Annotated in this window: 11 protein-coding genes and 1 riboswitch; of the genes, 2 read left to right on the forward strand and 9 right to left on the reverse strand. The window is 69.9% G+C overall.

Going from position 1 to position 13939, the window contains the following annotated elements; genetic code table 11:
- The first annotated feature begins 58 nt into the window (after nucleotides 1-58).
- Nucleotides 59-832 (forward strand): ABC transporter ATP-binding protein, encoded by a 774-nt coding sequence (locus IEZ11_RS40335; protein ID WP_189268011.1) that lies wholly within the window; start codon nucleotides 59-61, stop codon nucleotides 830-832.
- Complete coding sequence (locus IEZ11_RS40340) at nucleotides 832-3360, forward strand: ABC transporter permease (protein ID WP_189268012.1); 2529 nt, start codon at nucleotides 832-834, stop codon at nucleotides 3358-3360. Before IEZ11_RS40335 ends, IEZ11_RS40340 begins: the two co-directional genes overlap by 1 nt.
- Nucleotides 3361-3478: 118 nt before the next feature.
- On the opposite strand, the gene IEZ11_RS40345 is transcribed toward IEZ11_RS40340, so the two are convergent.
- The 9 genes from IEZ11_RS40345 to IEZ11_RS40385 all read right to left on the reverse strand — a co-directional run bounded on the left by IEZ11_RS40345 (nucleotide 3479) and on the right by IEZ11_RS40385 (nucleotide 13931).
- Entirely contained in the window at nucleotides 3479-4774 is a 1296-nt protein-coding gene (locus IEZ11_RS40345; RefSeq protein WP_189268013.1) for a class I SAM-dependent methyltransferase, read from the reverse strand.
- Between the two features lie 244 nt (nucleotides 4775-5018).
- Nucleotides 5019-6401 (reverse strand): NAD(P)/FAD-dependent oxidoreductase, encoded by a 1383-nt coding sequence (locus IEZ11_RS40350; RefSeq protein ID WP_189268014.1) that lies wholly within the window; start codon nucleotides 6399-6401, stop codon nucleotides 5019-5021.
- Between the two features lie 478 nt (nucleotides 6402-6879).
- Nucleotides 6880-7821 carry a Ppx/GppA phosphatase family protein gene (locus IEZ11_RS40355; protein ID WP_189268015.1) on the reverse strand — a complete coding sequence of 314 codons (942 nt, stop codon included), beginning with the start codon at nucleotides 7819-7821 and terminating at the stop codon, nucleotides 6880-6882.
- Between the two features lie 371 nt (nucleotides 7822-8192).
- Nucleotides 8193-8711 carry a DUF501 domain-containing protein gene (locus IEZ11_RS40360; RefSeq protein ID WP_189268016.1) on the reverse strand — a complete coding sequence of 173 codons (519 nt, stop codon included), beginning with the start codon at nucleotides 8709-8711 and terminating at the stop codon, nucleotides 8193-8195.
- Between the two features lie 29 nt (nucleotides 8712-8740).
- Nucleotides 8741-9217 (reverse strand): FtsB family cell division protein, encoded by a 477-nt coding sequence (locus IEZ11_RS40365; RefSeq protein ID WP_189268017.1) that lies wholly within the window; start codon nucleotides 9215-9217, stop codon nucleotides 8741-8743.
- A gap of 116 nt (nucleotides 9218-9333) precedes the next feature.
- A complete protein-coding gene (gene eno / locus IEZ11_RS40370) occupies nucleotides 9334-10620 on the reverse strand; it encodes a phosphopyruvate hydratase (RefSeq protein ID WP_089102262.1) in 1287 nt (428 codons plus the stop codon).
- A gap of 386 nt (nucleotides 10621-11006) precedes the next feature.
- Nucleotides 11007-11681, reverse strand: a complete 675-nt coding sequence (locus IEZ11_RS40375; protein WP_189268018.1) for a LysM peptidoglycan-binding domain-containing protein — start codon at nucleotides 11679-11681, stop codon at nucleotides 11007-11009.
- Nucleotides 11682-11685: 4 nt separating this feature from the next.
- Nucleotides 11686-11859, reverse strand: a riboswitch (cyclic di-AMP (ydaO/yuaA leader).
- 208 nt (nucleotides 11860-12067) lie between these two features.
- Nucleotides 12068-13057: a LysM peptidoglycan-binding domain-containing protein gene (locus tag IEZ11_RS40380; RefSeq protein WP_189268019.1), complete on the reverse strand. Its 990-nt coding sequence runs from the start codon at nucleotides 13055-13057 to the stop codon at nucleotides 12068-12070.
- A 145-nt stretch (nucleotides 13058-13202) separates the two neighbouring features.
- Nucleotides 13203-13931 carry a transposase gene (locus tag IEZ11_RS40385; RefSeq protein WP_189268020.1) on the reverse strand — a complete coding sequence of 243 codons (729 nt, stop codon included), beginning with the start codon at nucleotides 13929-13931 and terminating at the stop codon, nucleotides 13203-13205.
- Nucleotides 13932-13939: the final 8 nt, after the last annotated feature.

Here is a 13939-nt window from a genome sequence, read left to right on the forward strand (position 1 = left end):
CGGCCGAGACGATGGTGCGGTCCCCATGACGCCGTCGTCCCGACAGGAGCACCCTTCCGTGTCCACCACACCTATCGCCGACCGGCGGACCACCTCCGTGGCCGCACGCGCCACGGACCTCTCGAAGATCTACGGCCAGGGCGAGACCCAGGTGGTCGCCCTGGACCGGGTCACCGTCGAGTTCCGGCAGGCCGAGTTCACCGCGATCATGGGGCCGTCCGGCTCCGGCAAGTCCACGCTGATGCACTGCGTGGCCGGCCTCGACACCTTCTCCTCCGGTTCCGTCCGGATCGGCGACACCGAGCTGGGCTCCCTCAAGGACAAGCAGCTGACCAAGTTGCGCCGGGACAAGATCGGCTTCATCTTCCAGGCGTTCAACCTGCTGCCGACGCTGACCGCCCTGGAGAACATCACGCTCCCGATGGACATCGCGGGGCGGAAGCCGGACAAGCAGTGGCTGGACAGCGTGATCCAGATGGTCGGCCTCCGGGACCGCCTCGGCCACCGCCCCTCGCAGCTCTCCGGCGGCCAGCAGCAGCGCGTCGCCGTGGCCCGCGCCCTCGCCTCCCGCCCGGAGATCATCTTCGGCGACGAGCCGACCGGCAACCTCGACTCCCGCTCCGGCGCCGAGGTGCTGGGCTTCCTGCGCAACTCGGTGCGCGAGCTGGGCCAGACCGTCGTCATGGTCACCCACGACCCGGTGGCCGCCTCGTACGCGGACCGCGTCGTCTTCCTCGCCGACGGCCGGATCGTCGACGAGATGTACCGGCCCACGGCCGAGACGGTCCTCGACTTCATGAAGCAGTTCGACGCGAAGGGCCGTACCAGCTGATGTTCCGCACCGCCCTGCGCAACGTACTCGCGCACAAGGCCCGGCTGCTGATGACCGTGCTCGCCGTCATGCTCGGCGTCGCGTTCGTCTCCGGCACCCTGGTCTTCACCAACACCATCTCGGACGCCTACCAGAACAGCTCCGCCAAGGGCTTCGAGGGCGTCGACGTCGCCGTCCAGGCCAGGTACCAGGACTCCAAGGGCGATCAGGTCGGCAAGGTGCCCGACCTCACCCAGGCCGTGCTCGACAAGGCCGCGAAGGTCCCCGGGGCCGCCTCCGCCACCGGCGTCGTCTCCGGCTTCACCGCCATCGCCGACAAGGACGGCAAGCTGATCGGCGGCGGCTGGCAGTCCGAGGGCGGCAACTACTGGGGCACCAAGGACGCCCGCTACCCGCTCGTCAGCGGCCACGCGCCCAGCGGGAGGAACGAGGTCCTGATCGACTCCAGGACCGCCGAGCGGGCCGGCTACCAGGTCGGCGACACCGTGCGCATCTCGGTGGACGGTCCGGTCCTCGAACCGACCATCGCCGGCATCTTCACCACCGACGACGGCAACGTCACGGCCGGCGGCAGCCTCGCCCTGTTCGACACGGCGACCGCGCAGCAGCTGTTCGGCAAGAAGGGCGCGTACGACGAGATCGACGTGACCGCGAAGGCGGGCACCGGCCAGGCCGCCCTCAAGTCCCAGCTGGACGCGGCCCTGCCGAAGAAGCTCGTGGAGACCACCACGGGCCAGAAGCTCGCCGACGACCAGGCGGAGCAGATCTCCAGCAGCATGAGCGGCCTGCGCCAGGGCCTGCTGGTGTTCGCCGGCATCGCGCTGTTCGTCGGCACGTTCATCATCGCCAACACCTTCACCATGCTGGTCGCCCAGCGCACCAAGGAGCTCGCGCTGCTGCGGGCGGTGGGCGCCTCCCGCCGCCAGGTCACCCGCTCGGTGCTGATCGAGGCGTTCGTGGTCGGCGCGGTGGCCGGGGTGACCGGTCTGGTCGCCGGTATCGGCATCGGCGCCGGACTGCGCTCGCTGCTGGGCTCGCTCGGCGCGACCGTCCCGGACGGCCCGCTGGTCATCACCCCCGGCACGGTCGCGGCCGCGCTCGCGGTCGGCGTCGTCATCACCATGCTGGCCGCCTGGCTGCCCGGCCGCCGGGCCGCGAGGATCCCGCCGGTCGCCGCGATGAGCGCCCTGCACTCCGCCCCGACCACCAGGTCGCTGGTGCTGCGCAACACGATCGGCGCCCTGTTCTCGGCGGCGGGCGCGACGGTGATCGTGGCGGCCACGACGATGAGCGGCTCGGACGGCCAGGCACCGATGGGCCTGGGCGCCGTCCTCCTCATCATCGGCGTCTTCGTGCTCACGCCGCTGCTGTCCCGTCCGCTGATCGCGGCCGCGGCCCCGCTGCTGCGCGGGTTCGGCGTCGCCGGCAAGCTCGCCCGCCAGAACTCGGTGCGCAACCCGCGCCGTACCGCGGCCACCGCGTCCGCGCTGATGATCGGTCTGACCCTGATCACCGGCATGACGGTGATGGCGGGCAGCCTGCAGAAGTCCATCGACAGGATGGCGAGCGCGGCGATCCGGGCGGACTACGTCGTCTCGATGGCCAACGGCAACGCGCTCTCCCCCGACGTCGCGAAGAAGGTCGCGGCGACCGACGGTGTCACCGCCTCCAGCCCGCTGAGCAACTCGCCCTCCCGTATCGACGGCAAGACCGAGTTCCTGACCGGCGTCAACGGCTCGGCGATCGGGAAGCTGACCGACCTCACGGTGGACAGCGGCACCTTCAGGGTCGCCGGCTCCGACGTCGTGGTGGACGACGACACCGCCAAGTCGCACGGCTGGAAGGCCGGTTCGGCCTTCACCGTGCACTACGAGGACGGCAAGGCGCAGCGGCTGACGGTCGCCGCGGTCTACGAGGGCAACCAGCTCATCCGCGGGATCATGCTCGACAGCGCCGCCCTCACCCCGCACCAGAGCGATCCCGCCGACATGCAGGTCATGGTCAAGACGGCGGACGGCGCGTCGAGCGCGACCAAGGACCGGCTGGAGAAGGCCCTCGGCTCCAACCCGGCGATCAAGGTCCAGGACAAGCAGGACCTGTCGAACTCCATCGCCCAGGCGTTCACGCTGATCCTGAACATGGTCTACGGGCTGCTCGCGATGGCGGTGATCGTCGCGGTCCTCGGGGTCATCAACACCCTGGCCATGTCGGTGTTCGAACGCTCCCAGGAGATCGGCATGCTCCGCGCGATCGGCCTGGACCGCAAGGCGGTCAAGCGGATGGTCCGCCTGGAGTCCCTGGTCATCTCCCTGTTCGGCGGGGTGCTGGGCATCGGCCTGGGCGTGTTCTTCGGATGGGCGGCCGGTCAGCTGGTCGGCGCGAAGATGCCGACGTACGAGCTGGTGCTGCCGTGGGCCCGGATGGCGGTCTTCCTGCTGCTGGCCGGCACGGTCGGCGTCCTGGCGGCCCTGTGGCCGGCCCGGCGCGCGGCGAAGCTGAACGTGCTGGCGGCGATCAAGTCCGAGTAGCGATCGGCAGTCGGCGATCGGCAGTCGGCAGTCGGCAGTCGGCAGTCGGCAGTCGGCAGTCGGCGGCAGGTACGGCGAAGGGGCCCCACGCCCGCTGTGGGGCCCCTTTCGGGTGCGGTCAGTTCCAGGTGCGGGTGCGCAGCGGCAGCCCGGAGGCGCCCGTCTCCGGGGTCCGGACGGCCAGCACCTGGTTGACGCCGATCCGGTTGTGCTCGAAGCCGAGCGCGGAGGCGGCCATGTACAGCCGCCAGACGCGGGCCCGGCCGGGGGTGGTCAGCCGCACGGCCCGCGGCCATCCGGCCTCCAGGTTGGCCACCCACTGCCGCAGGGTGCGGGCGTAGTGCTCGCGGATCGACTCCACGTCCCGCACCTCGAACCCGGCCCGCTCCAGCTGCGTGACGGTGGTGCCGACCGGGGCGAGCTCGCCGTCCGGGAAGACGTAGGCGTCGATGAACTCGTCCAGGTCGTACGCCGACTCGTCGCGCTGCGGCCGCCGCGCGATCTGGTGGTTGAGGAGCCGCCCGCCGGGCCTCAGGAGCCCGTACAGCTCCCGCGCGTACTCCAGGTACCGGTCGGCGCCCACGTGCTCCGCCATGCCGATCGACGAGATCGCGTCGTACGGCCCGTCCCTGACGTCCCGGTAGTCCTGGACCCTGATCTCCACCCGGTCCGTCAGACCCTCGTCCGCGACCCGTTTACGGGCGTACGCGGCCTGCTCCTGGGAGAGGGTGACCCCGACGACGCTCACGCCGTGCTCCCGGGCCGCGTGGATCGCCAGGGAACCCCAGCCGCAGCCGACGTCGAGAAGCCGCTGTCCGGGGGTCAGGCCGAGCTTCGCGCAGACGAGTTCGAGCTTGTCGCGCTGGGCGCCCTCCAGGGTGGCCGCATCGTCGATGGTCCCCCAGTATGCGCACGAGTAGACCATCGACGGCCCGAGGACGAGCTCGTAGAAGTCGTTGCCCACGTCGTAGTGGTGGCTGATGGCCTGCCGGTCGGTGCGGCGGGTGTGCAGGTGCCGCCGTCTGCGGGTCTCCTCTCGGGGCGGGGCGGGCGGCAGGGGCGGCCCGGCGAGCTTCAGCAGCTCGCCCACGGCGGCCCGTACGGCGGGGTCGCGCAGGGCCTGGAGGACCGTACGGCCGCCCTCCCCGCGCTCCCAGATCAGGCCGGACAGCCCCGCGAGGGCGCTGTAGAGGTCGCCCTCGATGTCCAGGTCGCCGGCGACCCAGGCGCGGGCCATGCCCAGTTCCCCCGGCTTGAACAGCATGTGGCGAAGGGCCCGGCGGTTGCGCACGACGAGCGTCGGCGCGTCCGGCGGCCCGTCCTGTGATCCGTCCCAGGCCCGCAGGCGGACCGGGAGCGGGGCTCCCAGTACCTGCTCGGCAACTCTCCTCAGCCGCGACGCGGCGTCGGCCATGGCGCACACCTCCAAGACGTAGATCCCGGATGCCGGTTACCACGTAAACACCGTGAAGGCAGCAGCGCAGTCCCGCAAAGGAGTTACGACTGGGCAAAAAAGATGTACCGACCACACACCCTTCCGCGCCCCCCCCCGGCCCGGCCCGCCCCGGACCCGGGCCCGGGTCCGGAAACGACGAGGGACCTCCCGCACCACGGATGGCGGGAGGTCCCTCGGTCGGTTCGGTGGCCGGTGGCCGGGTTCAGGAAGCCTTGGCCTCGGTCTTGTCGGCCTTCGCCGCGGCGACCGGCGCCGGCTTGGCGGCCTCGTAGAACTCCTCGCGGGGATTCTCCATGGCACCCAGGGACACGACCTCGCGCTTGAGGAACATGCCGAGCGTCCAGTCGGCGAAGATACGGATCTTGCGGTTCCAGGTCGGCATGGCCAGACCGTGGTAGCCGCGGTGCATGTACCAGGCCAGACGGCCCTTGACCTTGATCTTCGTCTTGCCCAGGACGATCATCGCGACGCCCTTGTGCAGACCCAGACCGGCGACCGCGCCCTTGTTGGCGTGGCTGTACTCCTTCTGCGGGAAGCCCCGCATGCCGGAGACCACGTTGTCGCCGAGGACCTTGGCCTGCCGGAGCGCGTGCTGCGCGTTCGGCGGGCACCAGGCGTTCTCGACGCCGGCCTTGCGGGCGGCGACGTCCGGCACCTGGGCGTTGTCGCCCGCGGCCCAGATGTAGTCGGTGCCCTGGACCTGGAGGGTCGGGGCGGTGTCCACGTGGCCGCGCGGGCCGAGCGGGAGACCGAAGCGGGCCAGCGCCGGGTTCGGCTTGACGCCGGCGGTCCACACGATCGTGTCGGAGTCGACCTCCAGGCCGTTCTTCAGCACGACGTGACCGCCCACGCAGGAGTCCATCGAGGTGGAGAGGTAGATCTCCACACCGCGGCTCTCCAGGTGCTCCTTGCCGTACACGCCGAGCTTGGGGCCGACCTCGGGAAGGATCTTGTCGGCGGCGTCGACGAGGATGAAGCGCATGTCCTCACGGGACACGTTCTTGTAGTACTTGGCCGCGTCGCGGGCCATGTCCTCGACCTCGCCGATGGTCTCCGCACCCGCGAAGCCACCGCCGACGAAGACGAAGGTGAGCGCCTTGCGGCGGATCTCCTCGTCGGTCGTGGAGTCGGCCTTGTCGAGCTGCTCCAGGACGTGGTTGCGCAGCCCGATGGACTCCTCGATGCCCTTCATGCCGATGCCCTGCTCGGCGAGGCCGGGGATCGGGAAGGTGCGGGAGACCGCGCCGAGCGCGATCACCAGGTAGTCGAAGGGCAGCTCGTACGACTCGCCGACGAGCGGCGCGATCGTGGCGACCTTGCGGTCCTGGTCGATGGTGGTGACCCGGCCGGTGAGGACCTCCGCCTTCGGCAGCACGCGTCGCAGCGGGACGACGACATGCCGAGGGGAGATGCTGCCGGCGGCGGCTTCGGGGAGGAAGGGCTGGTAGGTCATGTACGACCGGGGGTCGACGACCGTGACGGTCGCCTCGCCGTAGCGCATCTTCTTGAGGATGCGCCGAGCTGCGTACAGGCCTACGTACCCACCGCCTACTACGAGGATCCTGGGACGCTCCGTGGTGCTCATGGCATCGAGTATCCACCCGCCCCAGGGGGGCCGCTCGTGCGCCCCTTCACAAGCTTCCACAGGGCCCGTGCTACACTCCGCCGCTCACGTGACGCAGGTCATGGTCACCGACGGGAACCCGCTTCCGATACGACCCGTTGTCAATGCCGCGTGAGCTGCTGCTCCAGGCTTCCGGGGGTACCGCCAGGACCCCCGTGTCACCCTCGTGCGCACCTCCCGGAACACCCTCCCGACGCTCTCCTGAGCATGCGCTCGGGCCCGTTGAGCCCCCGAACGGCCCAAGATCCCGCGCCGGACCCCTCACCTGCGTCGAATTCCTTGTGAAGAACTTCACGAAGTTTCCCGGCGGGGTGTCGTGGCACGGCGTGTCACTGCCCGAAAACCCGCTCATCCGTGGACCTGAGCTGCTCAGCAGAGGGCGTCGAACAGGCTCGGGCGGGGGCCCTGAACAGGCTCGGGCGAGGAGTCCTGAACGGGCTCAGGCGATGGACCAGGCGATGCCGTCGAGGATGTCGTGCTCGCTCACCACGACCTCGGTCGCGCCCACCCGCTCCATGATCGACCGGAGCACGAGGGCACCGGCCCCGATGACGTCCACGCGCCCGGGGTGCATGGAGGGCACCGCCGCCCGCTCGGCGTGCGTCGAGCGCAGCAGCCACTCGGTGATCTCCCGGACCCGGGCGTAGGGGATGCGGGAGTGGTGGATGGCGGCGGAGTCGTACTCCGGCAGGTCCTGGTGGATGGCGGAGAGGGTGGTGACGGACCCGGCGAGACCGACCAGGGTGTGCGCCTCGCGCAGCGGCACGGTCTCCTCGGCGAGGTCGAGGGCGCGTTCGATGTCGGCCCGCATGGAGGCGGTCTCGGCCTCGGTGGGCGGGTCGCTGACGTGTCCCTCGTGCACCAGGTGCCGCTCGGTCATCCGCACGCAGCCGACATCCACGGACCGGGCGGCCCGCACGTGCTCGTCCCCGACGACGAACTCGGTCGAACCGCCGCCGATGTCCACGACGAGAAACGGCTTGGCGAGGTCGTCACGGCCGCTCAGCTCCCTGGTGGCACCGGTGAAGGAGAACTCCGCCTCCTGGTCACCGCTGATGACCTCGGGCTCGACGCCGAGGATGTCTAGCACCCCGCGCACGAACTCGTCCCGGTTCTCGGCGTCACGGGACGCGGAGGTGGCAACGAACCGCAGCCGCTCCGCCCCGTACTCCTTGATGACCGCCGCGTACTCCCGGCAGGCCGCGAAGGTCCGCTGCAGCGCCTCCGGCGCCAGCCGCCCGGTGCGGTCCACCCCCTGCCCGAGCCGCACGATCACCATCCGCCGGTCCAGATCGACGAGTTCCCCGGTCTCCGGGTCCGCGTCGGCGACGAGCAGCCGGATGGAGTTGGTACCGCAATCGATGGCGGCGACGCGGGTCATGGCGGTGGGTTCCTTGTCTGTTGGTGACTTCTCGGCCGGCCGAGCCGGGACGACGGCGGCAACCGGGCAATCTACCGACCCGACGGCTCCGACCAACTCGACCGGACCGGAACAGCACCTTCACCTGCCCGCCCGACCGAGCCAGGCCGACGCCCAAGCGACCGACCGAGACGGATCGATGTCCGCCCGACCGCCCGAGCCAGGCCGACGCCCGACCGACCGAGCCGGATCGACACCCGCCCGACCGACCGAGCCGGATCGATGTCCGCTCACCTGGTCGAGTCGGGTCGGTACCCATTCAACCGACCGAGTCGGGTGGTGGGTGGGCGAGGGTTTCGGGGGGCCAGGGGGCGGAGCCCCCTGGGGGTGCGTCACTCGCCGGTGACCACACACGCCCCCTTGGCCCACCACTGCGGCAGCATGGCGATCGCCTCGTCGCCGAGGGGGTTCACACCCGGCCCCGCCGCCAGCGAGTGGGCCACCAGCACATGCAGGCACTTCACCCGGTCCGGCATCCCGCCCGCGCTCGGAAAGCCCGTCAGCTCCTCGATCTCGTCCCGGCGCCGGATGTAGTCCTCGTGCGCGGCCCGGTACGCCGCCGCCAGTTCCGGATCGCTCTCCAGCCTGGCGGTCATCTCCTTCATCACGCCGTTGGCCTCAAGGGTGCCGATGGCGGACGCGGCCTTGGGGCACGTCAGGTAGTACAGCGTCGGGAACGGGGTCCCGTCCGGCAGCCGCGGCGCGGTCTCCACGACGTCCGGCTGCCCGCACGGGCACCGGTGCGCGATCGCCCGCAGTCCGCGCGGCGGCCGCCCGAGCTGCTGCTTGAAGGCCTCGACGTCCGCGTCGGTGGGCTCGGTACGCGGGGTGGAAGGAGGAGCCGTTTCCATGACTGTGTTCTGTGTGGCTTTCTGTCGGTTCACTGGTCGGACGCGTCGGACTTGTCGACGCCGTCCCAGACGTTCGCGTACCAGGGCCGGTCGGCCGCCCCGAGGTAGGCGTGCGCCTGCTTGGCGGTACCGGGGTCGATCACGATGTACCCGGTCTCCCCCGGCATCACGTAGTGCAGCCGCTGCCGGATCTGCTGCTCGGCGTAGGAGTCGTCCTGCCACCGCGCCTTGAGGTCCCGCAGCTGCCCGACCCGCTGCAGGGCCTGCTGCTGCTGGCGCTCCAGGTCGGAGATCTCGGCGCGCTGGGAGACGTACTGCCGCATCGGGTAGGCGAGCGCGACGATCATCGTGCAGAGCACGATCGCCAGCAGCGCGGCGCGGCCGGTGAGCCGGGAGCGGCGGGCCTGGCGCCGGGTCTGGGAGCGGTAGACCCGGGCCGCCGTCTGCTCGCCGAGCAGCTTGAGCCTGGTCGCGGTGGAGAACCGGTCCCGGTCCTTCACGGCCATGTCCCCGCCTCCCTGGTCACCCTGGTCACCCTGATACGTGCGTACGTCCCCGGACACGGTACGGGACCGGGTACGGGGACGTACGTACGACTGGCTGCGGCTTGGCTCCGTAAGGGTCAGCCCTTGAAACGCGGGAACGCGGAGCGGCCGGCGTACACCGCCGCGTCGTCGAGGATCTCCTCGATGCGCAGCAGCTGGTTGTACTTGGCGACGCGCTCGGAGCGGGCCGGGGCGCCGGTCTTGATCTGGCCGCAGTTGGTGGCGACGGCGAGGTCGGCGATGGTGACGTCCTCGGTCTCGCCGGAGCGGTGCGACATCATGCACTTGAAGCCGTTGCGCTGGGCGAGCTCGACGGCGTCCAGGGTCTCGGTGAGCGAACCGATCTGGTTCACCTTGACCAGCAGGGCGTTGGCGGTGCCCTCCTCGATGCCGCGGGCCAGGCGCTCCGGGTTGGTGACGAACAGGTCGTCGCCGACGATCTGCACCTTGTCGCCGAGCTTGTCGGTGAGGACCTTCCAGCCGGCCCAGTCGTCCTCGAACAGCGGGTCCTCGATGGAGACCAGCGGATACGCGGCGACGAGCTCCTCGTAGTACTCGGTCATCTCGGCGGCCGAGCGGGACTTGCCCTCGAACTCGTACTTGCCGTCCTTGTAGAACTCGGACGCGGCGACGTCGAGCGCGAGCGCGATCTGCTCGCCCGGGACGTAACCGGCCTGCTTGATCGCCTCGAGGATGAGGTCGAGGGCGGCGCGGTTGGACTCCAGGTTCGGCGCGAAGCCGCCCTCGTCGCCGAGGCCGGTGGCCAGGCCCTTCGACTTCAGGACCTTCTTGAGGGTGTGGTAGACCTCGGCACCCCAGCGCAGCGCCTCGGAGAAGGACTCCGCGCCGATCGGGGCGATCATGAACTCCTGGATGTCGACGTTGGAGTCCGCGTGCGAACCGCCGTTGAGGATGTTCATCATCGGCACCGGCAGCAGGTGCGCGTTCGGGCCGCCCAGGTAGCGGAAGAGCGGGAGGTCGGACGCCTCGGAGGCGGCGTGCGCGACGGCGAGGGAGACGCCGAGGATGGCGTTGGCGCCGAGCGAGCCCTTGTTGTCGGTGGCGTCCAGGTCGAACATGGCCTGGTCGATCAGGCGCTGCTCGGTGGCGTCGTAGCCGACGAGCTCCGGGCCGATCTGCTCGATGACGGCGAGGACGGCCTTCTCGACACCCTTGCCCAGGTAGCGGTTGGGGTCGCCGTCACGGAGCTCGATGGCCTCGAAGGCACCGGTGGAGGCGCCGGACGGGACGGCGGCACGACCCGTGCTGCCGTCGTCGAGGCCGACCTCGACCTCGACCGTGGGGTTGCCTCGGGAGTCCAGGATTTCCCGGGCTACGACGACGTCGATGGACGGCACGAGCATCTCCTTCTTGGGATGTGACGCTGGTTGTGCGGGGCGCACGCGGGCCTCGTCGGCCCTTGCTCAGCCTTGCGACTAGAGCCTAACCGTCCCGGGCCCGTCGGCCGGCACGACCGACCGGCCCGTGGACACACAGACGGTACTCATTGTTCACGCGCGGAACAAAGGGGGTCCCGATGAAGAACGGGAGAAGAGCGGGTCAAGAAGGGGGCCGCGACACCGCAAAGAGAAACCCCGCCCCGGTGCGTACGGGGGAAAACGCACCGGAGCGGGGGCCCGTGGGGGACGGGGGGTGACCCTCACGTGGTCTCCACTATGAGGACCACGGTTGTGTGGGAGCTGTGGTTCAGCTGGGCGCCGCTTAGTACTTACGGCGACCGCGCGGCGTACTACTTCAAGTGCAGCTGCTGGCCCGGGTAGATGAAGTCGGCGTCGTCGACGATGTCCTTGTTCAGCTTGAACAGCGCCTGCCAGCCGCCCTTGACCTTGTGCTTCTCGGCGATCGAGCTGAGGGTGTCGCCCTTGACGACCTTGTACTCGCCGTCGCCCTTCTTGACCTTCTTGCCGGTCGGGGTGGTGACGGTCTTCTTGGCGGCCGGGCGCTCGGCGGAGCGGGAGGCGGCCTGGGTGTCCGTCGAGCGGGTGCTGGTGCCGGTGCCGCTCGACGAGGTGCCGGCGCTGCCGGTGTAGGCGGCGCCGGACAGGCCCGTGCCGCAGACCGGCCAGGCGCCCTTGCCCTGCGCGCCGAGGACCTTCTCGGCGATCGTGATCTGCTGCGCCTTGGTGGCCTGGTTGGCCTGCGCGGCGTACTGCGTGCCGCCGTACGCGGCCCAGGTGGAGGCGGAGAACTGGAGACCGCCGTAGTAGCCGTTGCCGGTGTTGATGGCCCAGTTGCCGCCGGACTCGCACTGGGCGACGGCGTCCCACTCGGAGGCGGTGGCGGCGGAAGCGCTGCCGGCCGCCATCAGCGGAGCGGCGACGGCGACGCCGGTGACACCGGCGACAGCGATGGCGCGGACGGCCTTGGACGGACGACGGTGCTTGCCCTTGCCGGAGAACAGCATGGATCGATCCCCTCACCGACGCCTGCGAGGTGAGCTGTCGGGTTCGGGCCGGTTGAGTTGCCCGGCCGCGCACCGTGTGTCGGTGCGCGGCTTCACCCCGAGCCGGATCGGCGGTCTCGACCACCGGTCCCGGCACTTACCTTGGGTCCCCCGCTCCTGCCTACGGCGCATGACGCGACGACTGTTCCCGGACGGCCGCTGGCAGGACTCGGCGTTGCGACGGCCGGGGCTCGTGGTGACGAGCGGCCTTGACCGTAAACAGGCGATCAGGTGAATTTCAAAGATGATCAGGGCTTCTGAGACTCATCCCACACTTTCACCAAAACGGACATTTAATTCCCAAGCGGGGCAGTCGAGTACGCCAACTCCCGCCGCCTTTCGTCCGTTTAGCTACCGAGTTTCAGGGTCTGACCGGCGGTGATGTCGTTCGGGTCGGCGCCGATGTCCGCCTTGTTCGCGGCATAGAGCGCGCGCCATCCGCCGTCGAGGTCAAGGGAGTCGGCGATCGAGGCGAGGGTGTCGCCGACGCGGACGGTATAGGTGCCGCTGTCGGGGGAGGCGTGCCGGCCGGAGGCGGTGGCGCCCTGACTCTTCGTCTCGTTCTCGTTCGCCGAGCCACCGCGGTGCTTGCCGCCACCGCTGACGGCCCCCGTGTCGACGAGGCTCCAAGAACCTTCGGTCTGCCCGGAATTGTCCGAGTCGTCAGCCTTGGGGACGACGGGACTCTCGCTCGCCTTCGAGGCACCCGAGCCGGAGTCGGAGCCGGACGATTCCGACTTGTCCGTCTTGGTGGATTTGCTGGGGGTGTCCGTCTTGGAGTCGTCGGTCGCGCTCGGCGAGGGAGTCGCGGAATCGCTCCCGGAGTCCGAGGCGGATCCGGAGTCGGAGTCGGAGGAGGACGACGACGAGTCCGACAGCCCGGAGGACGAGTCCGAGGAGTCGGCGGAACCGGACGAGTCGCCCGAGTCACCGAGGCCCGTGTCGACGTTCACCGAGGCGTCGTCGGACGACAGCCCGGCGAGCAGCGCGCAGGTCCGCCAGGGCTTGGTGCCCTGGTCGGCGAGTATCTTCTCGGCGACCGCGATCTGCTGCGAACGGCTCGCCTGGTCGGGCGTACCGGCGTAGTCCAGCCCCCCGTACTTGCTCCAGTCGTCCAGGGACATCTGGAGGCCGCCGTAGTAGCCGGTGCCGTTGTCGGCGCTCCAGGAGCCGCCGCTCTCGCACTCGGCCACCTGGTCCCAGGTGGAGCCGTCGGCCGCGTGGGCACTCACCGCGCCGAGGAGCGGGATGGCGATGGCGGAGCCGGTCACCCCGGCCGCGACGAGAAGAGCCGGAGCCTGGCGGGGGCGACGGTGACGACCGTTCCCGGAGAGCATGCGGAAACCTTTCGAGCGACAGCGATGACCGGCGCGGCGGGTCCCGCAGGGGCGCCGCGCTGATGGGTGAACGTATCGGCAGACGATCACTTGTCACAAGTTAATGCCGCGCAGATCACGTGAAGATCACAGACTTGAGTGATTCTCACGTTCTGCTCAGCCCTCCAGTGACGCCCACGAGGACCTCGAAGGACGGGACGAACGGTTCGCGCCGGATCGGCACACTGTCCCCGAGAAGGTTCAGATGGTTCACGAGGACTGGCCAGAAGCCCTTCTTGAACCATGTGTTCTGCCTGTCCTTGGCAAGTGCCCACGGCCCGTACCGCGCGGGCAGTTCGGCCCACAGGCACCCGGTGCGCAGTCTGCAGAGAATTCCGTTCACCTGAGTCCGGACGTCCACCGTCCCACGCGCGAACTGCCGGCGTTGAAAGTGAGTGGTCGTCAGCTCCTCCACGGCGGGCCACACCGACTCGGTCACTTCCGCCGGAACCGGTGTCCCGGTCCGCACGTGCCACTCGGTCACCTTGCATGAGACCCCGGATCGCTTCCGCACCTCTCCCAACGGCCTCACCGTGATGTCCAGAAGGTGGATGACTTCACTCATCCGGTCCGCCGCCAAGCCCTGCAACAGCCCCGCTCTGGCCATCAGAACGAGATCCGAGACAGCCGTGGCGGCTCGATGGGCCTTCTCCTGCTCGGCAAGCACCTCCCTCCCCATGGCGAGCTGCGCCATGGCATCCCGCACGTCCTCCGCGAGCTGCCGCAGGGCCGCTTCCTTCACCGTCTGGTCGAGGTCACGGATACGTGCCAGTTCGACTGTGGCACGGGCAACGGCCGCCTCCCTCTCCCTGAGCGAGTTCTCGAAGGCGGTCACTCGCTCAC

The organism is Streptomyces fuscichromogenes, assembly GCF_014645815.1.
Classification (GTDB): domain Bacteria; phylum Actinomycetota; class Actinomycetes; order Streptomycetales; family Streptomycetaceae; genus Streptomyces; species Streptomyces fuscichromogenes.

What these genes read in the sequence shown, in the direction of transcription:
- IEZ11_RS40360 (WP_189268016.1), bottom strand. Translation starts at nt 8,711, where the DNA reads ATGGAAACGGCTCCTCCTTCCACCCCGCGTACCGAGCCCACCGACGCG.
- IEZ11_RS40345 (WP_189268013.1), bottom strand. Translation starts at nt 4,774, where the DNA reads ATGGCCGACGCCGCGTCGCGGCTGAGGAGAGTTGCCGAGCAGGTACTG.
- IEZ11_RS40340 (WP_189268012.1), top strand. Translation starts at nt 832, where the DNA reads ATGTTCCGCACCGCCCTGCGCAACGTACTCGCGCACAAGGCCCGGCTG.
- IEZ11_RS40355 (WP_189268015.1), bottom strand. Translation starts at nt 7,821, where the DNA reads ATGACCCGCGTCGCCGCCATCGATTGCGGTACCAACTCCATCCGGCTG.
- eno (WP_089102262.1), bottom strand. Translation starts at nt 10,620, where the DNA reads ATGCTCGTGCCGTCCATCGACGTCGTCGTAGCCCGGGAAATCCTGGAC.
- IEZ11_RS40365 (WP_189268017.1), bottom strand. Translation starts at nt 9,217, where the DNA reads ATGGCCGTGAAGGACCGGGACCGGTTCTCCACCGCGACCAGGCTCAAG.
- IEZ11_RS40350 (WP_189268014.1), bottom strand. Translation starts at nt 6,401, where the DNA reads ATGAGCACCACGGAGCGTCCCAGGATCCTCGTAGTAGGCGGTGGGTAC.
- IEZ11_RS40375 (WP_189268018.1), bottom strand. Translation starts at nt 11,681, where the DNA reads ATGCTGTTCTCCGGCAAGGGCAAGCACCGTCGTCCGTCCAAGGCCGTC.
- IEZ11_RS40380 (WP_189268019.1), bottom strand. Translation starts at nt 13,057, where the DNA reads ATGCTCTCCGGGAACGGTCGTCACCGTCGCCCCCGCCAGGCTCCGGCT.